A 19,842-nucleotide genomic window follows, 5' to 3' on the forward strand; every position below is an offset into this window, starting at 1 on the left:
TGTCCTGCAGACCGATGCAGTGACAGCCGTGTAGAAAATCTCAGGACGCCAGAAACGACAAAGCCCTGAATAATCAGGGCTTTGTCGGTACAAATATGGCGGAGGCGATGGGATTCGAACTCATGGACCTGTTACAGTCGACGGTTTTCAAGACCGCTATTCAAAGCCTTTAAAATCGCCGCGTGCAGCGATTTTTCGTTCCATTACTTTTGTTTTTCGACACCCCTACAGGCCGCGAATTATAAGGGCGTCGCTTTGAGTTATGGAACGCTTTTTTGGGTTATTTTGAGGGTTTCGCGATGGCACCGACACGGCGATAAACGCGCTCGGTAATGTCGCCTTTCGTGTGCCCGAGCAACAGACTCGCGTCGCCCACATCACTGATCTCCGACGCGGCCTTTGGGCGAATGTCGCGGAACTGGAATTCCCCGATCCGGCCGGCCAGCAGCTCGTCACCTTTCTCAATCGCTTCCAGTTTTGCTTTCTCGCGCGCCGCATCCCACCGTTTTCTCAGCATCGTCGCCGTCATCCTCTTGCCGCTCCGGCTCACGATCAGATAGCTCGAAACCAGCAGGGTGTTTCTCTCTGTGATTTCCGCGATCAGCTTACCCAGGCTGTTTGCCTCCCCGGCGGTGGTCATCTGGATGCGCAGCTTTTTGTGCGTCTTGTTCTGCTGGACGGTCAGGTATCCGCCTTCGACGTCATCCTTCCGCATGACCAGCACGTCTGCCGGCCGCTGTCCGGTCAGATAGGCCAGGTCCATCGCTTCTTTCAGCTCCTGAGCTGCCTTCTTGTAAACCGCATCCCACACCACATCATTCGCGTAATAATCCCTCGGCGTCTCCTTATTCTTGCGAACTCCTTGGCAGGGGTTTTCCTTCATTGTCAGCCCCCACTCGCGGGCAATGTTGAAAACGTGGGAGAGGGTGGCGATCTCACGGTTCGCCCGCACCTTGGCCGAGCGAGCGTCTCGGTAGCCGGCAATGGTTGCCGGCGTGATCGAGTCAATCGGGGCACCGTCGAACATCGGCCGGAGCTGCTTGATCTCCGCCATGTTGTCCTTTTGCGTGCGCGGGGCCTTCTTGGGCACGATCTCGCGGATGTATCGGTCAAAGATGCCTTTCATCGTGCGCAAGTCGAGCGGCTTTTCCTTCGCTTCAAGTTCCGCCCATTTGAGCCTGGCTTTGTCGAGATCCTTGCCCAGCGGAATATCCTTCCCGAGCAGGTCGCGGTAGTAGTAGGCCGTCCAAACGCTGCCGTTTTTGCGTTTTCGTGAGCGTTGATACATCCGGGGCGGCAGGTGGTGGTGCTCGGTCTTGCGGGGGCGCATATCAATTCACTCGCGAGTAGTCAGGCGTCCATGCCGGCGCCGCCGGCGGTGGGTTCGGATCGGCAATGGTTGGGCTGATCATGCCCAGCTTCATGCGGGCATACATCCGACCCACCAATGGGCGTTTGCCGCGGCTTTCGACGAACACCCACTGGCGATCAATAAGCCAGCGGCGCTGATCCGTTTCGAGCTCAGTGTTGATCGAGCCGAACACCGCCAGCGAATGAGCTTTGAACTGCTCCAGGTTGCTGGCAGTGACCATGCCAGTGACTTCAATGCGCAACGCTGGCAGTGTTTCTGGCGTCTTTCCGACGGCCTCGGGCAGCACTTCGGCGGGCGTGAAGTCGAGCAGATCAGCCTGGAACTGCTTCCAGCCAGCGACCAGCTTGGCGGCGCGGCCAGGCACTGGCGTGTATTCCATCGACACGAAGTTTTCTTCCGTGCCGTCGGAGCAGACAAAGATCACTTTCTCGGCGCCGCTCACCAGCAGTTGCTGCTCAAGCTGCCAGTAATAGTGCGGATCGAGATTTCCGTCGCGCACGTCGGCCGCGAGCTGCTCGTTCCACATTTTGTGTTCGAACAGAATGTCGCCGAGGATTGTGCAACCATCGAGCGAGGCGAGCAGATCGCCCTCGGTACCGACGATAGGAAAAAGGTCCTCACCGATCCGATCTTCGAGGATCGGCCGAGCCAGCGCTTCAGCTTCGTGGCCTTTATCGAACAGGTTTTTCTGCACCCACCACGACACGTCGCGGTCGAGGCCGGTCTTTTTCGCATGCAGCAGTTCGGTGCGCTTGATTTGCTTAGAAGCGCCCATCATCGCTGGCGCCTCGGAGGCGGTGAAGTAGTTCGCGCGGAGGGCGTGCCAGGCGTCGGTGCCTTGCGCGACATTGTGGATTTTCATTCTTGCTCTCCTTCAAGTGATGCGAGCGCCTTGATCTTGGCGATCTGCTCTTCGCTCAGGGTGAATTTGCTGCTGACGGTTGCAATCAGGTGGTCAGGTGCAGATCGACCGGAGTCGACAGCAACGCGCCACTTCGGCAGATTCTCCGCTAGCTTTTCTTCGGGGTAAGGCGGGAGGTCAGCTGGTGCTGCGCCACGCGCCGGTGATACGTCGCGAATGGTTGGTACGGTTTCTTCCAACTCATCCGGGCTGTACACGCCGAGGATCACGTCCGGGCAGTAGAGGCGCGACCAACGTTTGGTGGCGAGGTACGCCAGTTGCTGGCGAGGATCGTCAGCCCAGAGGGTGCTGTTGCGAGTGCGAGCCTGGGCAAGCAGCAACTCAAGGACTCGCGGCTCGTCTTCGCCCCGGAAGGTCGCCCAGACCTTCACGCCCAGCCCTTGCTCGTCCTCAAGCTTCCAGCCTGGCTGACGGTATTGTTTGCCTTCGCTATTGGTCTTGATGTCGAACTGGCCGATCACCTTTTCCCAAGCACCGAACCACTCGTAGTGCAGACGATCCACCACCGGTGCGCAGGTAGTGATCACCGCGTTTACCAGCTGCGCTTCGTAGCCCAGCACGCCGTTCACCAAATGCGTTTTCTGCGCCACCGCGAAGGGGTTCATCCTCCACTGCATCGATTGCATGACGACCGCCAGACAATCCGCTGAGTTGCCGTTGAAGTGCTTCGGCAGCGTGGCCCGGCCCAGCGCCATGACTTCGGCCAGACGCATCATCTTGTCGAGACTGTCGCCATCGAGGACCAGCGAGCTGGTGCTGGTCGCTGCATGAGGAAGAACGTGCAGGGTTTGTTCGTGCGCCACCGGCGCCACGCTTTGTGCGGACATGACAATTCCTTGCCGCGCACTGGCGCAGCGATTGAATGCTTTGTTTATTGAGTGATGCGGTCAGCGAGGGTGCTGAGCAACATCAGGAGGGTGAAAACGCCGAGGGAGGTGAACGCACCGCGCCAAATAAGCAGGCGCCGCGCCCACTGGCGACCGGTCACGGCCTAACTCTCACTGCAATCTGTTTGCCCTTCATGCTGGGTGCCAGGCGCTGCGGGAGATTGGCGACCAGATCCTCGCGTTTGCGGCCGATCACCTCATTGAAGGGAAGGCCAAAACCGAGAATTGCGATCTTGTGTTCGATGTCGTCGAGCTGCTCTTCAATCAGCGATTTAACCGGTGCCGTGCTCATGCCGCCTCCTTGCGCTGCTGACAGATGTCACGCAGCCGTTTGCAGTAGTGATTGAACTCGTCGATGGAGATAGCGCCGTCGGTGAACAGACGGGTGATGAGCTCCTGCCCAACGGTCCAGCACTTCGATGTAGTCCGCCCGCTTGAAGGAGACATCGTTGCTCATCGGGCGTATCCCATCTTGATAGCGGTGACCGGTTTGATGATCGGGTACTCGCGGTGAATGAAGTAACCGCCGCCGTCGTTGGCGTGGTCGTTTCCTTGGCTCTTGTCTGGCTCGCCGTTGGGCGCCCAGATCTGTTGCTCTAGGCCATCGGCGTAGGTCGGGCAAGTGAACGGGTTGACCAGGTAACGCCGCTCGCCTTGCGCATTGCAGAACATGGCGTTCATGGCGTTGATTCGATCCTTCACCGGCGGGTTAGCCGCCGGCGCGATGACTGTAAAACCTGCCTGTTTGAGCATGGCGATGTCGGTGATGCTGGCGTTGACCGACTTGCGTGAATCACCGGAGGCGTCCGGGTAGATCCGAATCTCGCAGGTCTTTTTGAAGTCATTGCCGTCGTGCAGCCAGTAGCGTTCTTTGATGCGTTTGATCATGTCGGGCGTGTCGTAGCCATCCATCAGCTCGTCCACTGCGCGCGGCAGTCCCTGATCACGTTTGACGTGGGTGATCGCCGCCATCTTGCCAACGTTGAAGTCCATGCCGATGAACAGCGGCTCACCGGGCTGCACAGTGTCAAAGCACTGATTCAGCTTGCGATCGTACGAGTGGTAGATCGATCCGGACGTCAGGTTGACGAACTGGCCGTTCAAGTACGCCCGGATCAGTTGCTCGGGGTACGATTCCATCAGTGATGGGATGTAGTCATCCGGCAGGTTCAGCTCGTTGTCGAAGGTGCTGGCCTGCACCAAACCATACATACCGGCCAGTCCAGGCTTCTCGCGGATTTGCTTCACGAACTGCTGGAAGACGAACTTAAACCCTTCAGGGGTCGTGGTCACGTCAACGCCATTCTTCAGGCCCGGTACGTTGTAGCGCATCCGGGCAATGATCTTGCGCCAGGCGTGTTGAGCCTTCAGTGAAGGCAGCACGTCGAGTTCATCTACCAGCGCGTGGCCGATCTTGAAGCCGACGATGGTCTGCGGCTTCTCCATCGAGCGGCAGATCGTCGTGCTGCGATACTGCCGGCCGCTGTAGAAGTCGACCTCTTTGTCGCTTTCCTTCGTTCGGACTTTCAAGCCCCAGTCGTAGGCCACTTCTTCAATCGTTGGAAAGAAGATGTCGCGTATCTGCGGGTAGGTCGGAGCGAAGTACCCCGAGTTGATACCTGGCCATTCCCAAACGTGTTTGCACAGCGCGGCACAGCCAACCCAGGTCTTGCCCGATCCAAACCCGGCCACGAAACCGCGAAACTTTTGTGGAAGCTGGAGGAAGTCAGCCTGCGGAACATTCAGGCTCGGCATCCGGCTTCCTCGCGTTGATCACATGAACCTGAACTGAGGTCGGTACAACCGGCTCTTTGTGAAACGCGAGGCCGAGCAAGCCATTGCGTGTATGCCCCGTCGCATTCTTGAACACGGCCCGCTCGCGGTACGCCTTGTTGCGATCGGTGTTTTCCGGCGACTTGTCATGGGCATTGATGTACGGCAGTCGGTCAACCACTCGGTGCTGGCCGGCGCAGACATCGCGCACGGTTGTTCGTCGCCATCCGATCTGATGGCATCGGCCCCAGCAATTTCTGTTTCTTCAACTAAGACGCCAAAAGCTTTCGCGCTATGTGTTTTTCCTGCGTGGCAAGAGCACAACTCGACTGCGAGCATGAGCGAAACAATTAGTGGCTACCGGATCGTCAACGGCTTTGCTCAACAAACTGACGACGTGCTGGATATAGCCCAATCTAAAACAGGAAGTGTTGCGAAACTTTACCAGCGTGTTGCGTGGTCGCAAATTGGGCGAGGAGAGTTGCGGGACTCGCTTCAGAAATGCAAGTAAACACAGGCCGCCGAAAGGCGGTTTTTTTATGGACGGAGAAAAGTATGGCCACCATTTCGCGTGCTGCAAATATGACAAATATCAAGCTATCAGGATCGCTTGCGAAAAAGTTCGGAAGAGAACACACCAGGCAGATCGACTCCGGGTCGTCTCGCGAGGTTTTCAAGGCTTTGAGTTGCACGGTTGAAGGGTTTGAAGCAGAAATAAAGCGTCTCGCTGCCATGGGTATGCGCTTCGCGATATTTAGAAATCGAGCCAACGTTGGCGAGGCAGAGTTAGAACTCGCGGGTACTCGCGAGATTCGGATTGTTCCAGTCATCGAGGGAAGCAAGCGCGCAGGCGCCCTACAGACGATTGTTGGCGTTGTACTCTTGGCAATTTCCTATGCTCTTCCGTTTACCGCACCATATTTAACCCCCGCTGGTATTGGCTTGGTCGCCGGCGGCGTTATTCAAATGCTCAGCCCCCAAGCCTCAGGCCTGAAGCAGAGCGCATCCCCCGAAAACTCCCCGTCCTACGCCTTCGGCAGCGCCAAGAACACAACCGCCAGCGGTAACCCGGTGCCGATCTGCATCGGCGAGCGCCGGTGGGGTGGAATGATCATCTCGGCCTCGATCGTGGCTGAAGACAAAGCGTAATCAAAACAGCAGCACACAGACCGCCCGCGAGGCGGTTTTTTTATGCCTGGAGGAAAGCATGGGCGCAGCAGCACAGATCGATATCCATGGCGAGAAGGGCGGCAGCAGCAAGCCGAAGTCGCCGACCGAAGCCAGTGACAGCCTGCGCTCGACCAACTTGGCCAAGCTGCTGATCGCTGTGGGCGAGGGCGAATTCGACAGCGTACCCACCGATTACGACATCTACTTGGATAACACGCCGATCCGCGATGCCAGCGGCAACTACAACTTCCCGAACGTGCGGTGGGATTGGCGTTCAGGTTCGGTGGATCAGACTTACATCCCGGGCATCCCATCCGTCGAGAACGAAACGTCGCTCAACGTCGAACTGCGCAGCGATGCGCCGTGGGTGCGGTCGATCACCAATACGCAACTGTCGGCCGTTCGCATTCGCTTGGCCTGGCCAGCGCTGCAACGTCAGGATGACGAAGGCAACGTGGGCGGTTACCGCGTCGAGTACGCCATTGATGTGGCCACCGACGGGGGCGCCTATCAGCAAGTGCTGGTGGACGCGGCCGACGGCAAGACCACCACGCGCTACGAGCGCTCGCGCCGCATCGATTTGCCTGACGCCACGACTGGCTGGCAGATCCGCGTGCGCCGCCTCACGCCGAACCAGAACAGCAACAAGATCGCCGACACGATGCTGATCGCCGGTTACACCGAGGTGATCGACGCCAAGCTGCGCTACCCGAACACAGCGTTGCTCTACATCGAGTTCGACGCGGAGCAGTTCACTAACATCCCGGCCGTTACAGTGAAGTGCAAGGCGCGGCGCTGGATGGTGCCGAGCAACTATGACCCGATCCAGCGCACCTATACCGGTACGTGGGACGGCAGCATGAAGTCGGCGTGGACCAATAACCCGGCGTGGATCACCTACGGGGTGTGCACCGAAGACCGATTCGGTCTGGGCAAGCGCATCAAGCCGTTCATGGTCGACAAGTGGGAGCTTTACCGGATCGCGCAGTATTGCGACCAGTTGGTGCCGAATGGTTTGGGCGGTATAGAGCCGCGCTTCCTCTGCGACATGAACCTGCAAGGCAAGGCTGACGCTTGGTCGCTGTTGCGCGATATCGCCGGCATTTACCGTGGCATGACGTACTGGGCGCAGGGCCAGTTGGTGATGCAGGCCGACATGCCGCGCGCTCAGGACTTCGACTACGTCTTCACCCGCGCCAACGTCATCGACGGCAAGTTCTCCTACGGCAGCGCCTCGGCGAAGACCCGGTACACTCGTGCGCTGGTCAGCTATGACAACCCGGCGAACAACTACGACACCGACGTCATTCCGTTCGCGGATCTGGCTCTGCAACGGCGCTACGGCGACCGGCCAACTGAATTGAGCGCCATTGGCTGCACTCGCGCTTCCGAGGCGCAGCGGCGTGGCAAGTGGGCGATCCTCAGCAACAACCAAGACCGCACCGTGTCGTTCAAAACCGGCATGGAAGGCGTGATTCCGTTGCCGGGGCATATCATCCCGGTGGCTGACTCGCTGCTGGCGGGGCGCGAGGTTGGCGGGCGGATCTCGTCGGCGTCCGGCCGCGTGGTGACGCTTGATCGTGACACTCAAGCCAAGGCTGGTGATCGGCTGATCATCAACTTGCCCGGCGGCCGCGCGGAAGGTCGCACAGTGCAGAGCGTCAACGCCCGAGCCGTGACGGTCACCACCAACTACAGCGAGCCGCCGATTGCGCAACTGCAATGGGCGCTAGATGCCGATGACCTTGCGATTCCGCTGTATCGCGTGTTGCGCACCCGGCGCACGACCGAGGGTGATTTCGAGATCAGTGCGCTGCAGTATGAGCCTAGCAAGTTCGCCTACATCGATACCGGTGCGCGCCTGGAAGAACGGTCGATTAGCGTGATTCCGATCACCGTCGTTCCGGCGCCCGCGAGCGTGTCTCTGTCCTCGACTTCATCGATTGTGCAGGGCCTGGCCGTGGCCACGATGACCATTAGCTGGCCGGCGGTGCCCGGCGCAGTCGGTTATGACGTGGAATGGCGCAAGGACAGCGGCAACTGGATCAAGCTGCAGCGCACCGGCATGACCAACGTCGACGTGGTCGGCATCTATGCCGGCGCATACGTAGCCCGCGTCCGCGCGGTGAGTGCGTTCGACATCACATCGCCGTGGCGCAACTCGATCCTGACCAACCTCAAGGGTAAACAGGGTCTTCCGCCGGCGCTGAGCTATCTGACGGCCACGCCGCTGATCTTCGGCATCTACCTAAAGTGGGGTTTCCCACCAGGTGCGGAGGACAGTCAGCGGACTGAAATCTGGTACGGGCCGACGACCAGTCTGGAGGCTGCGACCAAGCTGACTGATCTGGCCTACCCGCAAAGTGATTTTTCGCTGCTGGGCCTGCGCGCCGGTGTGACGTTCTACTTCTGGGGCCGCATCGTCGACAAGATCGGCAACATCGGGCCGTGGTATCCGATCGGCATGGGTGTGCAGGGCCAATCCAGCTCGGACGCCGCGGCGATTCTCGAAATGATCGCCGGCCAGATTGGCGAAACGGAGCTTGGCCAGGACCTGCTGGACGAAATCCAAAAAATACCGGGTCTTCAGGCGCAGATCGATGCGCTGGACGGCCTGAAGGGCTACGACCCGGAAGCAACTTATGTGGAGTACGACTTGGTGGTGCTGGGCAAGCGGATCTACCAGGCGACTGGCCCGGTGCCGCTCAACATGCCGCCGCCGAACCCGCTCTACTGGCTCGACGTTGGGCAGACCGTAGAAACCGCCAACGGCCTTGCCCAGCAAGTTGCAACCAACACTGCCGAGATCACTGAACTCGACGGCGTTGTAACGGCACAGGCGACAGCGTTTCAGGCGCTGCGCGCTTCATACCGGGAAGACGATGGATCGGGCGACCTTTCGGACGCGATGAAGGGTTGGACCAGCACGGCGGCCATTGCCTCTGAAAGCAAAGTCAGGGCGTCTGAAGGTGAAGCGTTCGCCAAACGGATCACTACGTTCGACGTAAAGATCGCCGCGAACGAGGCCAACATCACCGAACTGGAGCAGGTGGTGGCAACCACCAACGCGGCGACCGCTACGAAGATCGATCAGCTCGGCGCCTCGGTTGGGCAGAACACCGCTCTGATCCAGCAGACCTCGGTCGCCTACGCAGACACGGCTGGCAAGCTGACGACGATGTGGTCCGTGAAAATGCAGGTTACGGCAAACGGTCAGTATGTCGCGGCCGGCATCGGTCTTGGCATCGAGAACACTGGTGCCGGGCTGCAAAGCCAATTTCTTGTCGCCGCTGATCGCTTTGCCATCGTCAACACTATTGCCGGCGGCGCCATCTCGGTTCCGTTCGCGGTGCAGGGCGGGCAGGTGTTCATGAATTCGGCGTTCATTGCCGACGGCACGATCACCAACGCCAAGATCGGCAGCTACATCAGCTCGACCAACTATATTCCCGGCCAGCAAGGCTGGATTCTCAACAAAGACGGAACGCTGGAGATCAACGGCATCGTGCCCGGACAGGGGCGGCTGGTGATCAACTCGCTGAACGTCTCTGTTTACGACGCCAACAACGTGCTGCGTGTCCGGCTAGGCTATCTGGGGTGATTAATGGCAGATGGAATGCGGATCTGGGGCGCCGATAGCGTGCTCCAGGTAGATGAGAACTCGTTCACCATCCGCGTGGTGCTCTCGACGCTGGTCACATTCAGCAATGCGACGAAAACCAATCAAGACTTCTCCGTGCCGGGTGTCGGGCCTGCGAATGGTGTTGCCATCGTGGTGCCTGTCGGTGCCTACACAGACCAGCAAATGCAGTTCGAAACGGAACTCGTCGACAACGTGGCGCGGGTCTACAACCACACGCGAGGATACGCCAGCACCATCGCGTCAGGCACGATGCGACTGATCGTAATGAGGTTCAACTGATGGACTACGGGCTCGAATTTACGAACAACAGCAACGTAGTCACCATCGACTCGGAATTTTCCAGGCTGATGGTTATATCGAGCGGCCGATATGCGCCAACGGAAGAAGGGGGCATGGGGTCAACGACATACTTTGCCAGGCCGGTGACATCTCAGGAGCCACCGCTGGTATTCGTCCGACCGGACACCGTTGCCGGAATCGCCGGCCTGAGCAACATGAGGTTGATCGGCTCGGCGGGAAACTGGACTGGCTTCTATGTTCGGGCTTACAGCACGGCGACCGCCCAGCCCAATGGCCGTTACTTTGTCGCGGCCTTCGCGGCGCAGGCGGTTGCTCAGTACGGCATGCGGCTTTGGGATGGAAATAGCAAAATGCTTTTCGATTCGGGAACGCCGAACGCCACTTTCACGCGCAGCTTCCAGAACTGGAACTACGTAAAGTCGGATATGACTGACCAGGGTTTATACCGAAACTACTACTCGGTGCCGTTTAACTTCCCGCAGAACGAATTCATGCTGATCAACAATTTCGGGATGAAAATGGTGTCCGGGGGGACAATTCCAAGGCAACTTTATTGCACCTGGGATTTTTCCACCGGCACGCTTTACGCGGTCACCGTCGCAGCTAACAACCCATACGCCTTTTTCCTGCCGGCAGTCTTCGCAAAACAAGCCGCGTAATCAAACTCCAATAGGATGCAAGTATGCCTTGGCACAGACTTGGTACGGTTTCTGTCACCCAAAATTCAAGTACGGTGAGTGGCGTCAACACCGCTTTCGCCGCAAACACCCGGATCGGCGACGCGTTCATTGGTCCCGACGGTCGCCAGTACGAACTCGGAAACGTTGCGAGCGATACGGTGATCTCGATCATTCCTCCATATTTGGGGCCGACTGTTTCCGGTACGAGCTACGCAGTAGCACCGATTCAGGGTTACCAGAAAGGTCTGGCTGACGAGGTGCGGAGTTGGGTCAACACCTACGGCCAGAAAATGGCCGCGCTCGGCACCACGGGCAACTACGACTTGCTACCGCTGAACAAGGGCGGTACCGGTCTGGCGGTGAATACCAGCGCCGAACTGTTGACCGCTCTAGGCGCCATGCCTGCGGCGGGTGGTGCCTACACACCAATCTTCAACGCTCTGCGAGTGGTAACCGGAGCGGTGCCTTCCGGTGGTGGCGGGTTTCTTGGATGGAACGAAACTGGCAACGGCAGTGGTATGTCCGGTGCTGTGTCCTTCACCTGCAACCAGGGAGGCGGTACGGGTGGCTTCAGTTGGCGAACCGTAAACCAAGGCAACACCGCAGGCGGCCCGTTCATGACGTATTCGTACGCCGGCGTGCTGAACGTGCCCACAGGACTTCAGCTAGCGGGTCGAAATGTCGTCGAGAGCGGTTCCAACGCTAACGGTAACTGGATTCGATTTGGCGACGGAACACAAATCTGCACGTTCACAACCGGCTCCATAGGAGCCAGCACAGTGCAGGGGAATTGCTGGATCAGTGCTCCCGCCATTTGGACCTATCCGGCTGCCTTCGTTGCGAGTTCAGAGCCGGTGGTGACTGGCGTGGCGAACTCTGGAAATAGTGTCGTTTCTCTGAACTCGGCCCCGACGCCCACCAACGTGTCGTGGTCTCGGGTTTCTTTTTATGGTGATGCTACCGGCCGGGCCTCCCGCCTGATGGCCGTTGGCCGATGGTTTTAAGGAAGGTATGCCCATGATTATCAAGCTTTCACCAATCCGTATGGATGGCACTTTGGCGCTGTTCAAATCCGGTGACGCCCTCACAATTGATGGCGAAACCTTCGATTTCACCGAGCTTCCAGATGGTGCAGTGTTGCCGGCAGAAGCTGTCGGGTGCCCGAGCGTTGTTCAACCGGTAGAGCGCGTTGGCGGTCAGTTGATCATCACGCTGTCACTGCCGATCGCTGTCGACGCCGGTGAAGCCGCGTGCTTTCCGGCTGATATCGCCAACCCACCCGATGGCGAAGTGAGGTTGCCTCAATGAACATCGATTTCAGCAAGATGATCACCGCTGAGCAACGCAAGTCAGACCAATTAAAGGCCGATCTTGACGCCGCTTATGCACAGCGCCGCGCTGCCTATCAGGCGGAGTCTGATCCGCTTCGGCTTGAGATTGCCTATGACGCGATGATGCAGGGGCTTGAGCCGGACTTCACGCCATGGAAGGCCTCTGTGACCGCGATCAAATCACGATACCCATTACCAGAATCCACTCTGGTCTGATTGAGAAAGAACAAGCAGCCGCCCGAGAGGCGGTTTTTTTATGCCTGGAGAAAAGTGATGACTGCAACCGAAAAAGACCGCGACATCCTCGCCCGTACGCTGTGGGGTGCCCCATGAGAATTCTGCCAGTGCCCGCCGGCGTCAACCTCGGCGCGCTGGAGTGGCGCCGATGCCACGCCTCTGATGATTATGAAGTCAGCGAGTATGGCCACGTACGGCGACGCACCCCTGGGCGCCGAACCTATCCGGGCAAGATTCTCTCATTCTGCTGGCACAAGGCTGGATACCCGCGCTTCAAGCTCACGATTAATGGTGAGCACCAATATTTCGAGGCTCACCGTCTTGTCGCAATAGCGTTTCTTGGGGCGCCGATCGGATCTGGTATGGAAGTCGCCCACGGCGATGGGAAACCGAGCAATAACCACTACAGCAACCTCTCATGGAAAACCCGGATCGAGAATGAGGACGACAAGGTCGCCCACGGTACACGGACGACCGGGTCTCGAAACGGGGGCGCAAAGTTAGATGACGGGGCAGTGCTGCTTATTCGTGCAAGGCGCACAGCTGGCGCATCCCTTGCCGTAATCGGAGAAGAGTTCGGCATCGCCTTCCAGACCGTTTCAAAAATCGTTAATCGAAAATCTTGGAGTCATATCTGATGAGCGTGACGGAGAAGGAGCGCGATATTTTGGCGCGCACGCTGTACGGTGAGGCCCGGGGTGAGGGCGTGACAGGCCAGATCGCCGTGGCCTGGACCATCCGCAACCGAGTGAACGATGGCAAGACCAAGTCGTGGTGGGGGGAGGGCTATGCCGGCGTTTGCCAGGCCCCGTACCAGTTCAGCTGCTGGAACAAGACCGACCCCAACTATCAGTTTCTGACCAGCGTGAAGCAGATCCCATTCAGCGAACTGGGGCAGGCGCGGATTGCTGCTAATCAGGTGATTGACGGCAAGGTGCCGGATCCTACCGGTGGCGCCACGCACTATTACGCGCTCAGCATGAAAAAGCCGCCAGCGTGGGCGGCGAAGGCGAAGCAGACCCTCAAACTGGGCGGGCACGTCTTCTTCAAGGATGTGCCGTAAATTGGATCATTCTTCTTCGCTATTGCGCCTCTCCCTAAGCAGTCGCTGATTTTTACTCTGTAAGTACTGTCTTTGATGCTCCACCTCAGCAAAGCTGCGTTTTTCGCGCAATAAATCAGTCTTTGCCCAGTCCAGTTCTACCCGAAGTGAATCCCGTACACGGGTGATCTCATCATTCATGCGCACCAGCCCCTGAACATTTTCCAGAGCTCGTGCCAGTTGAAGGGTGAGCGACTCGAATTCGTTCTCATACATCCGGAGCTGGTGACGGCAGGTTTCGAGCGGCTCGGGATTGCCAAGCCAGCCGTCAGTGTTTTCGATATCGGAGGGATTCACGGTAACGCCTTTGCTTGGCACTGTTTGCATATACAGTAATCGAGGCGCGTTGGTTGGGCGAGGGTGAGGCGACGAGCTGTTGTGGATGGCGGTCCACGATCCTGCGCGGAGGGTTACCGGGGATTGCTTTGGGAAAAAATGATTGTTGGACAAACTAATCCGGACGCATGGACTAGGCTGTTCCCAACCATCATTTTAGGACTGATCCCATGCCCGATAACTCAGGCTCCAACATCGCCACGGCAGATGCGCTGACATTGCTCCTGCATAACCAGCATGCGTTGGCGGCTGCAATAGAGGAGGTCACCGTATGGCTTTCAGCTAATGGCGTGGAGGTAGTTGCAGATAACGCTGTGATCGCTATGGAGACCCTAGACACAAACGCAAAAGCGATTACAGATGCGATCATGCGGATACGGCAGTCTTAGGAATCGCCCTAGCAGGCGGCAATCGGCCAGAAGCTGCCGGTCACCAAGCGGTCGCGCGCAAAATGAAGTGACCAATTAAGCCTTTATCTGATGCCCTAATGCAGTTCATTTCTGTCGCAGTCAGCCAGCCAGGGCTGTTTCTGGGGAGCTTTTGACTGAAGTCAAGCGCAGCGGCTATCGAAAGCATAAAAAACAGACATTGTATTTTTTCAACGACTACACTTATACATTCGTCAAGTTAATTAACTTTCTAGTCTAGATGGTATGCCCTTTTAAAACAGCTCTCCTCCATCCAACCCTATCAAAGGAATTTGCATGAAAATTGAAATTCTTAAACAGGCAGTTATGGATTCACGAGACGGCATCACCATCTCTGACAATGGTATTGACGACAATCCGCTGATTTTTGTAAATCCTGCTTTTGAGCGCATGACCGGTTACTCGTTTGAAGAAATCACGAATGTTAACTGTCGATATCTACAAAAAGACGATCGAGAACAGCCTGAGCTTGAAATTGTTTCCAGTGCCGTTAAAAATGGAGAGTACTGCCTTGTAACATTGCGTAACTATCGCAAGGATGGGACGATGTTTTGGAATGAGCTGAGCATATCTCCAATTCATGATGAAAATGGTGTTGTGACAAATTTTTTGGGTATACAAAAAGATGTAACGCCTCGCATGCTAATATTGCAGCAGCTTCGCGACGAGCATCAGTCTCTTGAAGAGATGAAGGCGCACTTCGAGCAATTATCTATAAAAGATGGGCTGACAGGTATTTATAATCGTCGTTTTTTTGATACGCAGTTTGAAGTTCAATGCAGAATCGCGTGCCGTACCAGTGATTCATTGACTCTCGCCATGATTGATGTTGATCACTTTAAGTTATTCAATGATGTTTACGGGCATCAAGCTGGCGACGAAGTATTGAAGCGTGTCGCGGATAGTTTGAATATGTCTTTCCAGCGAGGCTCTGATTTTGCAGCTAGGTATGGCGGTGAAGAATTTGTAGTTCTTTTCAGCGGAATGACAATCGAGCAATCAGCTCGGCACGTCGAAACTCTATGCCAGCTAGTGCGAGATTTGAGAATACCGCAGTGTGCTTCTAAGACAGGGTACTTAACTATAAGCGTTGGTTTTTCAGTACATATATTTAGTCCTCTGCACCCATGTAATGATCTGCTAGCCCGAGCCGACAGAGCTCTTTACATAGCTAAAGAACGTGGTAGAAACCAACACTTTAACCTATAAGGTCTGTACGTAAGTCTGGAGAAAATGGCTTTGATGATTTTGCTCCTTCATTCCAGTGAGAATAATCTGGGCAGATGTCTACACTCAATCTAGCCCTCGCTCTTTCCCCTCAACTTGGCCAAGCCCTGCTTGATGTGACCAGCGCTCTCGCCGATCCCCCACAAGGCGGCACGAAACTTTTCACCAACGCCGGCCAAACCTTGCTGTTCTGCGTGAAGCGTCAACCATCAGGGTCGCTTCCAAACCGAGCTGATTCTGGTACATCCTTTCCAGCGCATCCGATAACGAATACTCGTCTGACACTGCTCCCACTCCTTTCGAAAAAGAACAAGCATAGCTTCTGAAGGGCAGTGATACCTGGAGCAAGTTATCTGGAAGTCCGCTTCTGGCCGATTGCAGCCTGTCGTAAACGGCCGCAATTGAACCGAAGAGGACGTTCGATTCGCTGAAGAAACGATCAGCATGTTACTTTTACCGGACACAAGCGGAGTACTGCACCTCTGATATGGAAATTACGATGCCCGTCGATACCCGCGAAACCTGCATTCAGTCGCCACACCTTCGTATTGAGCCATTCTGCGCGCAGGACGCGGTTGAATCCTACACTTGTATAACTGCTTCGTTGACTCGCTACATGTCGTGGGAACCACCTGCTTCGCTTGAGGATTACGCACAAGTCTGGCGGCAGTGGTTGCCTTCAATCGCTGATGGCAGCGACTTTGTGTTCGCAATTAGACAACTCGAAGATGCCCGTTTTACTGGCTTGGTTGGATTGCACGATACCCAAAGTGAAACACCAGAGCTGGGTATCTGGATTCGTGAAGATGAACACGGGCTAGGCTTTGGAGGTGAAGCGGTCCGAGCGGTTGTTCAGTGGGCCAGCCAGCGAATGGTAGCAAAAAACTTCATCTACCCCGTTGCGACAGACAACTATGCAAGTCGACGTATTGCCGAGGCTCTGGGTGGGATCATCCTCGAGATGCGCACATCAGCCAAGTACGACTCGGTTGTTTACCAAATACCAACCGTTTAATCACCTCTGTCACACCCGTGACTGACTGCTTTTGGCCGAGGCTGTGTAAAAACGTTTTTCAGCGCGATTGGAGCCCAGTGTTGGACTGAGAATCGCGTTTCTACGCAAAGTCCAGATCGCTGAGCAGCCGAAAATTTTCAGATTTCGCATAGACGCGCGATCTTCAGTTTTGACGAAGCGTTTTTACACACTCTGGGCCGAAAGCGGTCAGTCGAGGTCATCAATACAGTCAGGGACATCTTGATAGTTCCTCGTTACTGTCGATCGTCCAGAGCGCGCCACACACGTTCTCCGCGACGCAGACATATCCGCGCTGCTCGACGCCACAGCGTCAGCTCCATGATGGCGGCTTCGAGGGCGAGCTGGTTTTCGTTGATTTGTAGAGCAGGGAAGGAAGCAGATCTGAATTTTGCATCGGGCTTCCTCCGTGAAAGAACCCAGCGCAGCACCGTGTTACATGGGGAGTGTTTGCCGATCGGCAGGACGCCGGAGAGGGGGAAGAACAGGCCGAGTTATGGAACACGTCCATAAAAGTTATGGAACGCATCAGGACGAGCGCGAATTTTCTCAAACCCCAGAAACGACAAAGCCCTGAATAATCAGGGCTTTGTCGGTACAAATATGGCGGAGGCGATGGGATTCGAACTCATGGACCTGTTACAGTCGACGGTTTTCAAGACCGTTGCCTTAAACCACTCGGCCACACCTCCGTTGCGTTGCGGGCGCCATAATACCTGAATGAAACACACTGTCAAACTCTCTGCATGGCTTGTTACAGAGCGTCTGTTATGATCTTTGCGACTGAACGTTTCAAACCAACAGGAGTGTCGCCATGCGCGAACAGGATTACGCAGTTAATAACAGCGTGCAGGCTGAGCAGCTAGAGGTTAGCCGCGTCCTGCGCAACACTTATGGCCTTCTGGCGCTGACGCTTGCATTCAGCGGCGTGATGGCTTTCGTGGCTCAGCAGATGCGTGTTGGCTACCCGAACATTTTCGTGGTGCTGATCGGCTTCTACGGGCTGTTCTTCCTCACTAACAAACTCCGCGATTCCGCGTGGGGCCTGGTGTCGGCATTTGCCCTGACCGGTTTCATGGGTTTCCTGCTCGGCCCGATCCTCAACCGTTACCTGGGCATGCAGGGCGGCGCTGAAGTGGTCAGCTCCGCGTTCGCGATGACCGCACTGGTCTTCGGTGGTCTGTCGGCGTACGTGCTGATCACCCGCAAGGACATGAGCTTCCTCGGTGGCTTCATCACCGCCGGTTTCTTCGTCCTGCTGGGCGCAACCCTGGCGAGCTTCTTCTTCCAGGTCAGCGGTCTGCAACTGGCGATCAGCGCCGGTTTCGTGCTGTTCTCGTCGGTGTGCATTCTGTTCCAGACCAGCGCGATCATCCACGGTGGCGAGCGCAACTACATCATGGCGACCATCAGCCTGTATGTATCGATCTACAACCTGTTTGTCAGCCTGCTGCAAATCTTCGGCATCATGAGCCGCGACGACTGATAGCTAGACGCGCAATAGCAAAAAACCCGCTTCGGCGGGTTTTTTGTTGCCTGCGATAAAGGCTAATTGACGATGATGCTGCCATCGGCATTCTGCTTGTAGATCGTGTAGGGCAGCAGCAACGTATCCAGCACCCCGGATACCGCTGCATCGACCAGCAGGCCTGGCGTTGCGTTTTTGTAGTTGAACGCATCGACATTTTCCGGGCGCTCGGCGTGCAGCATGCAGAAATCGTAGGTCACGCCGCTGTAGATCCGTGGCACGGCGCCACAGTAGGATTTCTGTCGTCGCAGATCCTTCGCTGCCGACTCATCGCTGAGCACCACGGTCTGCACCGTCCCGCAACCGGCGAGCATCATTGCTGCCAGCATCACTGCCTGAATTTTCATACCGCCATTCCCTCGCCGGAAAATCTCAATCTACGCCAAGTTAAAGCCAAAGGCACTCACGCCATCGGCGGCAAGCGGCGTTTGACCGGTGTCTTCTTGACGATTGCGGTATTGGTCTCAGCCAAGGTGTTAAGACGATCGAGCAGCGTGTCCAGCTGTTCCATCGAGCGCACATGCAGGCGGGCGATGAAGCAGTCCTCGCCAGTGACCTTGTCGCATTCGGTGAACTCGGGAATCGACTGGATCTGCCGCTCGACTTCCTGCAATTGTCCGGGCAGCGGCCGCACCCGAACGATGGCCTGCAACTGATAACCGAAGCACTTCGGGTCGATCTCCACGGTGTAGCCCTTGAGCACACCGCGCTCTTCCAACCGGCGCAGGCGCTCGGCGACACTCGGTGAAGACAATCCGCTGATCTGCGCCAGCGCCTTGAGCGAACGCCGCGAGTCTTCCATCAATGCGCCGATGAGGATCTGGTCGATATCGTCAGTCATACACAACTCCAGCATTAGGCAATCACCGCGAACTACCCGCGATAAAAAAGGCAGAAACCGAGTTTAGCCTGCTTTATGCGCTGGAGAAGCCCTGTGTCCGCTTGGCATACTTTTCCCTCAAACACAGGAGATCAATGATGGACAAAACCCTCCGGCGCGGCTCGTTCGAGATGACCGCCGCCATGCTGATTTCCGGGACCATCGGCTGGTTCGTGCTGGTGTCCGGGCAACCGGTTCTCGACGTAGTGTTCTGGCGCTGCGTGTTCGGCGCCGGCACTTTGCTGTTGATCTGCGCCGCGTTCGGCTTTCTAAAACCAGGCATTCTGACCCGTACCACGTTCCTGCTGGCAGTCATCAGCGGCGTGGCGATTGTCGGCAACTGGGTGTTGCTGTTCGCCTCGTATTCGCGGGCGTCGATTGCCATCGGCACGGCGGTGTACAACGTGCAGCCATTCATGCTGGTGGGACTGGCGGCGCTGTTTCTCGGCGAGAAAATCACCGTGCAGAAACTGTTGTGGCTGGCGGTTTCCTTCCTCGGCATGTTGGCGATTGTCAGTGCGCATGGCGGGCAGGGCGAGGGCGGCAGCGATTACCTGATCGGTATTGCCCTGGCGCTCGGCGCAGCGTTGCTCTACGCCATCGCCGCATTGATCATCAAACGCTTGACCGGCACGCCGCCGCACCTGATCGCGCTGATTCAGGTGTGCACCGGCATCCTCTTGCTCGCACCGTTCGCGCATTTCTCCGCGCTGCCACAGGCAACCAGTGCCTGGGCCAGTCTGCTGACACTGGGCATCGTTCACACCGGTTTGATGTATGTGCTGCTGTACGGCGCAATTCAGAAGTTGCCGACCGCATTGACCGGCGCACTGTCTTTCATCTATCCGATTGCGGCGATTTTCGTCGACTGGTTCGCCTTCGGCCATCGCCTGCAACCGCTGCAATGGCTCGGTGTGGCGGCGATTCTGCTGGCCGCGGCCGGCATGCAACAGGGCTGGGGATTGAGAGCGCGGCGCTTGGCGGCGCAGTGAC

The 19,842-nt window shown here is 56.9% G+C and carries 23 protein-coding genes, 1 tRNA gene and 5 pseudogenes; 15 read left to right on the top strand and 14 right to left on the bottom strand.

From position 1 onward, the window contains the following. Positions 1 to 280: 280 nt before the first annotated feature. The 8 genes and pseudogenes from ACP7EE_RS12225 to ACP7EE_RS12260 form a co-directional block, all read right to left on the bottom strand. Positions 281 to 1,330 (bottom strand): tyrosine-type recombinase/integrase, encoded by a 1,050-nt coding sequence (locus ACP7EE_RS12225; RefSeq protein WP_426234704.1) that lies wholly within the window; start codon positions 1,328 to 1,330, stop codon positions 281 to 283. 1 nt (position 1,331) lies between these two features. Further along, positions 1,332 to 1,508 (bottom strand): annotated as a pseudogene (locus ACP7EE_RS12230) (DUF4224 domain-containing protein); the annotation flags it as partial. Continuing rightward, positions 1,506 to 2,234: pseudogene (locus ACP7EE_RS12235) on the bottom strand (YqaJ viral recombinase family protein); the annotation flags it as partial. The pseudogenes ACP7EE_RS12235 and ACP7EE_RS12230, both read right to left, overlap by 3 nt. Next, a complete protein-coding gene (locus ACP7EE_RS12240; protein ID WP_426234705.1) occupies positions 2,231 to 3,121 on the bottom strand; it encodes a RecT family recombinase in 891 nt (296 codons plus the stop codon). The gene ACP7EE_RS12240 and the pseudogene ACP7EE_RS12235, both read right to left, overlap by 4 nt. 157 nt (positions 3,122 to 3,278) lie before the next feature. Beyond that, complete coding sequence (locus ACP7EE_RS12245; RefSeq protein ID WP_426234706.1) at positions 3,279 to 3,473, bottom strand: hypothetical protein; 195 nt, start codon at positions 3,471 to 3,473, stop codon at positions 3,279 to 3,281. Continuing rightward, complete coding sequence (locus ACP7EE_RS12250; protein WP_426234707.1) at positions 3,470 to 3,628, bottom strand: hypothetical protein; 159 nt, start codon at positions 3,626 to 3,628, stop codon at positions 3,470 to 3,472. Before ACP7EE_RS12250 ends, ACP7EE_RS12245 begins: the two co-directional genes overlap by 4 nt. 6 nt (positions 3,629 to 3,634) lie before the next feature. After that, positions 3,635 to 4,936: a terminase large subunit domain-containing protein gene (locus ACP7EE_RS12255; RefSeq protein WP_426234708.1), complete on the bottom strand. Its 1,302-nt coding sequence runs from the start codon at positions 4,934 to 4,936 to the stop codon at positions 3,635 to 3,637. Positions 4,937 to 4,979: 43 nt separating this feature from the next. Continuing rightward, a pseudogene (locus ACP7EE_RS12260) lies at positions 4,980 to 5,186 on the bottom strand (DUF4055 domain-containing protein); the annotation flags it as partial. Here ACP7EE_RS12260 and ACP7EE_RS12265 point away from each other — a divergent pair. The 10 genes from ACP7EE_RS12265 to ACP7EE_RS12310 all read left to right on the top strand — a co-directional run bounded on the left by ACP7EE_RS12265 (position 5,103) and on the right by ACP7EE_RS12310 (position 13,378). Continuing rightward, positions 5,103 to 5,465, top strand: a complete 363-nt coding sequence (locus ACP7EE_RS12265) for a hypothetical protein (protein WP_426234709.1) — start codon at positions 5,103 to 5,105, stop codon at positions 5,463 to 5,465. The pseudogene ACP7EE_RS12260 and the gene ACP7EE_RS12265 sit on opposite strands and share 84 nt — an antisense overlap. A gap of 44 nt (positions 5,466 to 5,509) precedes the next feature. After that, positions 5,510 to 6,103, top strand: coding sequence for a tail assembly protein (locus ACP7EE_RS12270; RefSeq protein WP_426234710.1), 594 nt, complete (start codon positions 5,510 to 5,512; stop codon positions 6,101 to 6,103). A gap of 58 nt (positions 6,104 to 6,161) precedes the next feature. Further along, positions 6,162 to 9,725 carry a host specificity protein J gene (locus tag ACP7EE_RS12275; RefSeq protein ID WP_426234711.1) on the top strand — a complete coding sequence of 1,188 codons (3,564 nt, stop codon included), beginning with the start codon at positions 6,162 to 6,164 and terminating at the stop codon, positions 9,723 to 9,725. A gap of 15 nt (positions 9,726 to 9,740) precedes the next feature. After that, entirely contained in the window at positions 9,741 to 10,046 is a 306-nt protein-coding gene (locus ACP7EE_RS12280) for a hypothetical protein (RefSeq protein WP_426234747.1), read from the top strand. Next, positions 10,046 to 10,726, top strand: coding sequence for a hypothetical protein (locus ACP7EE_RS12285; protein ID WP_426234712.1), 681 nt, complete (start codon positions 10,046 to 10,048; stop codon positions 10,724 to 10,726). The genes ACP7EE_RS12280 and ACP7EE_RS12285 overlap by 1 nt, the downstream gene beginning before the upstream one ends. 23 nt (positions 10,727 to 10,749) lie before the next feature. Further along, entirely contained in the window at positions 10,750 to 11,751 is a 1,002-nt protein-coding gene (locus ACP7EE_RS12290) for a phage tail protein (RefSeq protein ID WP_426234713.1), read from the top strand. A 13-nt stretch (positions 11,752 to 11,764) separates the two neighbouring features. Beyond that, positions 11,765 to 12,055: a hypothetical protein gene (locus tag ACP7EE_RS12295; protein ID WP_426234714.1), complete on the top strand. Its 291-nt coding sequence runs from the start codon at positions 11,765 to 11,767 to the stop codon at positions 12,053 to 12,055. Then, a complete protein-coding gene (locus ACP7EE_RS12300) occupies positions 12,052 to 12,294 on the top strand; it encodes a hypothetical protein (RefSeq protein ID WP_426234715.1) in 243 nt (80 codons plus the stop codon). Before ACP7EE_RS12295 ends, ACP7EE_RS12300 begins: the two co-directional genes overlap by 4 nt. A 113-nt stretch (positions 12,295 to 12,407) precedes the next feature. Further along, positions 12,408 to 12,953, top strand: coding sequence for an HNH endonuclease (locus tag ACP7EE_RS12305; RefSeq protein WP_426234716.1), 546 nt, complete (start codon positions 12,408 to 12,410; stop codon positions 12,951 to 12,953). Next, the gene (locus ACP7EE_RS12310) at positions 12,953 to 13,378 is read left to right on the top strand and encodes a cell wall hydrolase (protein ID WP_426234717.1); all 426 of its coding nucleotides are present in this window, start codon (positions 12,953 to 12,955) and stop codon (positions 13,376 to 13,378) included. The genes ACP7EE_RS12305 and ACP7EE_RS12310 overlap by 1 nt, the downstream gene beginning before the upstream one ends. A gap of 6 nt (positions 13,379 to 13,384) precedes the next feature. Here the strand turns inward: ACP7EE_RS12310 and ACP7EE_RS12315 are convergent, their stop codons facing one another. Beyond that, the gene (locus tag ACP7EE_RS12315; RefSeq protein ID WP_426234718.1) at positions 13,385 to 13,714 is read right to left on the bottom strand and encodes a hypothetical protein; all 330 of its coding nucleotides are present in this window, start codon (positions 13,712 to 13,714) and stop codon (positions 13,385 to 13,387) included. 209 nt (positions 13,715 to 13,923) lie between these two features. Here ACP7EE_RS12315 and ACP7EE_RS12320 point away from each other — a divergent pair, with 209 nt between their 5' ends. Beyond that, on the top strand, positions 13,924 to 14,142 hold the full coding sequence (locus tag ACP7EE_RS12320; RefSeq protein ID WP_426234719.1) for a hypothetical protein: 219 nt from the start codon (positions 13,924 to 13,926) through the stop codon (positions 14,140 to 14,142). A 315-nt stretch (positions 14,143 to 14,457) separates the two neighbouring features. Further along, positions 14,458 to 15,390 (top strand): diguanylate cyclase, encoded by a 933-nt coding sequence (locus ACP7EE_RS12325; protein WP_426234720.1) that lies wholly within the window; start codon positions 14,458 to 14,460, stop codon positions 15,388 to 15,390. A gap of 89 nt (positions 15,391 to 15,479) precedes the next feature. Here the strand turns inward: ACP7EE_RS12325 and ACP7EE_RS12330 are convergent. Further along, a pseudogene (locus ACP7EE_RS12330) lies at positions 15,480 to 15,693 on the bottom strand (hypothetical protein). Between the two features lie 214 nt (positions 15,694 to 15,907). Between ACP7EE_RS12330 and ACP7EE_RS12335 the strand changes: the two are divergent. Next, on the top strand, positions 15,908 to 16,423 hold the full coding sequence (locus tag ACP7EE_RS12335; RefSeq protein ID WP_426234721.1) for a GNAT family N-acetyltransferase: 516 nt from the start codon (positions 15,908 to 15,910) through the stop codon (positions 16,421 to 16,423). Between the two features lie 215 nt (positions 16,424 to 16,638). On the opposite strand, the pseudogene ACP7EE_RS12340 reads toward ACP7EE_RS12335, so the two are convergent. Then, positions 16,639 to 16,838: pseudogene (locus tag ACP7EE_RS12340) on the bottom strand (hypothetical protein); the annotation flags it as partial. A 207-nt stretch (positions 16,839 to 17,045) separates the two neighbouring features. Next, a tRNA-Ser gene (locus ACP7EE_RS12345) sits at positions 17,046 to 17,133 on the bottom strand. A gap of 122 nt (positions 17,134 to 17,255) precedes the next feature. Between ACP7EE_RS12345 and ACP7EE_RS12350 the strand changes: the two genes are divergently transcribed. Beyond that, the gene (locus ACP7EE_RS12350; protein ID WP_095118699.1) at positions 17,256 to 17,927 is read left to right on the top strand and encodes a Bax inhibitor-1/YccA family protein; all 672 of its coding nucleotides are present in this window, start codon (positions 17,256 to 17,258) and stop codon (positions 17,925 to 17,927) included. Positions 17,928 to 17,989: 62 nt separating this feature from the next. Here ACP7EE_RS12350 and ACP7EE_RS12355 read toward each other — a convergent pair whose 3' ends face one another. Together ACP7EE_RS12355 and ACP7EE_RS12360 are read right to left on the bottom strand one after the other, a co-directional pair. Continuing rightward, positions 17,990 to 18,316, bottom strand: a complete 327-nt coding sequence (locus ACP7EE_RS12355; RefSeq protein WP_426234722.1) for a YceK/YidQ family lipoprotein — start codon at positions 18,314 to 18,316, stop codon at positions 17,990 to 17,992. Between the two features lie 56 nt (positions 18,317 to 18,372). Next, positions 18,373 to 18,810 carry an Lrp/AsnC family transcriptional regulator gene (locus ACP7EE_RS12360; RefSeq protein ID WP_401211098.1) on the bottom strand — a complete coding sequence of 146 codons (438 nt, stop codon included), beginning with the start codon at positions 18,808 to 18,810 and terminating at the stop codon, positions 18,373 to 18,375. A gap of 137 nt (positions 18,811 to 18,947) precedes the next feature. Here ACP7EE_RS12360 and ACP7EE_RS12365 point away from each other — a divergent pair, with 137 nt between their 5' ends. Next, positions 18,948 to 19,841 carry a DMT family transporter gene (locus ACP7EE_RS12365; RefSeq protein WP_426234723.1) on the top strand — a complete coding sequence of 298 codons (894 nt, stop codon included), beginning with the start codon at positions 18,948 to 18,950 and terminating at the stop codon, positions 19,839 to 19,841. The last annotated feature ends 1 nt before the right edge of the window (position 19,842 follow it).

The organism is Pseudomonas sp. TWP3-2, from assembly GCF_049897765.1.
GTDB lineage: Bacteria > Pseudomonadota > Gammaproteobacteria > Pseudomonadales > Pseudomonadaceae > Aquipseudomonas.

What these genes read in the sequence shown, in the direction of transcription:
- ACP7EE_RS12280 (WP_426234747.1), top strand. Translation starts at nt 9,741, where the DNA reads ATGCGGATCTGGGGCGCCGATAGCGTGCTCCAGGTAGATGAGAACTCG.
- ACP7EE_RS12300 (WP_426234715.1), top strand. Translation starts at nt 12,052, where the DNA reads ATGAACATCGATTTCAGCAAGATGATCACCGCTGAGCAACGCAAGTCA.
- ACP7EE_RS12245 (WP_426234706.1), bottom strand. Translation starts at nt 3,473, where the DNA reads ATGAGCACGGCACCGGTTAAATCGCTGATTGAAGAGCAGCTCGACGAC.
- ACP7EE_RS12270 (WP_426234710.1), top strand. Translation starts at nt 5,510, where the DNA reads ATGGCCACCATTTCGCGTGCTGCAAATATGACAAATATCAAGCTATCA.
- ACP7EE_RS12250 (WP_426234707.1), bottom strand. Translation starts at nt 3,628, where the DNA reads ATGTCTCCTTCAAGCGGGCGGACTACATCGAAGTGCTGGACCGTTGGG.
- ACP7EE_RS12255 (WP_426234708.1), bottom strand. Translation starts at nt 4,936, where the DNA reads ATGCCGAGCCTGAATGTTCCGCAGGCTGACTTCCTCCAGCTTCCACAA.
- ACP7EE_RS12365 (WP_426234723.1), top strand. Translation starts at nt 18,948, where the DNA reads ATGGACAAAACCCTCCGGCGCGGCTCGTTCGAGATGACCGCCGCCATG.
- ACP7EE_RS12225 (WP_426234704.1), bottom strand. Translation starts at nt 1,330, where the DNA reads ATGCGCCCCCGCAAGACCGAGCACCACCACCTGCCGCCCCGGATGTAT.
- ACP7EE_RS12335 (WP_426234721.1), top strand. Translation starts at nt 15,908, where the DNA reads ATGCCCGTCGATACCCGCGAAACCTGCATTCAGTCGCCACACCTTCGT.
- ACP7EE_RS12240 (WP_426234705.1), bottom strand. Translation starts at nt 3,121, where the DNA reads ATGTCCGCACAAAGCGTGGCGCCGGTGGCGCACGAACAAACCCTGCAC.
- ACP7EE_RS12325 (WP_426234720.1), top strand. Translation starts at nt 14,458, where the DNA reads ATGAAAATTGAAATTCTTAAACAGGCAGTTATGGATTCACGAGACGGC.
- ACP7EE_RS12295 (WP_426234714.1), top strand. Translation starts at nt 11,765, where the DNA reads ATGATTATCAAGCTTTCACCAATCCGTATGGATGGCACTTTGGCGCTG.
- ACP7EE_RS12305 (WP_426234716.1), top strand. Translation starts at nt 12,408, where the DNA reads ATGAGAATTCTGCCAGTGCCCGCCGGCGTCAACCTCGGCGCGCTGGAG.
- ACP7EE_RS12360 (WP_401211098.1), bottom strand. Translation starts at nt 18,810, where the DNA reads ATGACTGACGATATCGACCAGATCCTCATCGGCGCATTGATGGAAGAC.
- ACP7EE_RS12310 (WP_426234717.1), top strand. Translation starts at nt 12,953, where the DNA reads ATGAGCGTGACGGAGAAGGAGCGCGATATTTTGGCGCGCACGCTGTAC.
- ACP7EE_RS12355 (WP_426234722.1), bottom strand. Translation starts at nt 18,316, where the DNA reads ATGAAAATTCAGGCAGTGATGCTGGCAGCAATGATGCTCGCCGGTTGC.
- ACP7EE_RS12290 (WP_426234713.1), top strand. Translation starts at nt 10,750, where the DNA reads ATGCCTTGGCACAGACTTGGTACGGTTTCTGTCACCCAAAATTCAAGT.
- ACP7EE_RS12275 (WP_426234711.1), top strand. Translation starts at nt 6,162, where the DNA reads ATGGGCGCAGCAGCACAGATCGATATCCATGGCGAGAAGGGCGGCAGC.
- ACP7EE_RS12320 (WP_426234719.1), top strand. Translation starts at nt 13,924, where the DNA reads ATGCCCGATAACTCAGGCTCCAACATCGCCACGGCAGATGCGCTGACA.
- ACP7EE_RS12350 (WP_095118699.1), top strand. Translation starts at nt 17,256, where the DNA reads ATGCGCGAACAGGATTACGCAGTTAATAACAGCGTGCAGGCTGAGCAG.
- ACP7EE_RS12285 (WP_426234712.1), top strand. Translation starts at nt 10,046, where the DNA reads ATGGACTACGGGCTCGAATTTACGAACAACAGCAACGTAGTCACCATC.
- ACP7EE_RS12265 (WP_426234709.1), top strand. Translation starts at nt 5,103, where the DNA reads ATGGGCATTGATGTACGGCAGTCGGTCAACCACTCGGTGCTGGCCGGC.